This is a genomic window from Syntrophomonas wolfei subsp. methylbutyratica, assembly GCF_001570625.1.
Classification (GTDB): Bacteria; Bacillota; Syntrophomonadia; order Syntrophomonadales; family Syntrophomonadaceae; genus Syntrophomonas; species Syntrophomonas methylbutyratica.
In genome coordinates this window covers 1-644 of record NZ_BBQT01000061.1, presented here as the reverse complement: position 1 = coordinate 644, position 644 = coordinate 1, and the positions used below count along the sequence as shown (strand labels likewise).

Annotated in this window: 1 protein-coding gene; it reads right to left on the bottom strand. The window is 37.9% G+C overall.

Annotation, left to right across the window (positions count from 1 at the left end):
- Positions 1 to 527 (bottom strand): copper amine oxidase N-terminal domain-containing protein (locus AWB54_RS15005; RefSeq protein ID WP_235811212.1); only part of this gene is annotated, 527 nt, incomplete at its 3' end.
- Positions 528 to 644: the final 117 nt, after the last annotated feature.

Here is a 644-nt window from a genome sequence, read left to right as displayed (position 1 = left end):
GGCTGGGGTTTTTGTTTTTTGAGTTCTTGGGCTATTTGTTCTTCTATTTTAGCTATTTCTTCTTTTGTTTGACCCTTTGTGAATACATGGGCTGCTCTACTAGCATCATGCCATGTTACTGCTGCACCCAAGTATTCACTAATAAACCTTACTGGTACCATAGTGCGGCTATTGGTGATTACTGCTGTGGTATCCATATACTTAGTTTGACCGTTGACTATTACATCCTTGCGGTCAATAGTAGCCATGATATCAGTATCCTTAAGAGCATCATGAGCTTTATTAACGATGTGTACCTGTCTAGTATTTGATAGCCAATCTACATTAGCTCCCAAAGTTTCTGCCGGGAACCTGACAGGAACCATTGTTCTATTATTTTTGTCTATATAGGGCTTCTGGTCAGGAAAATCAACTAGCATTCCATTAACCGCCAGATTAATAGTATTAACATCAGCTAAAACAGAATTAGAACCAGTAAATCCAAAAAACAATAAAGAAACCATTAAGACAATAAAATATTTTTTCAAATCTTATTCCCCCCATAAATCAATAATTATATATATTTTACCATATTAGTATATATAAAGCGCGGCCTCCCAGCTTGCTGGGAGGCCGCGCCGCCGGCGTTTACCGTAAAATGGTAA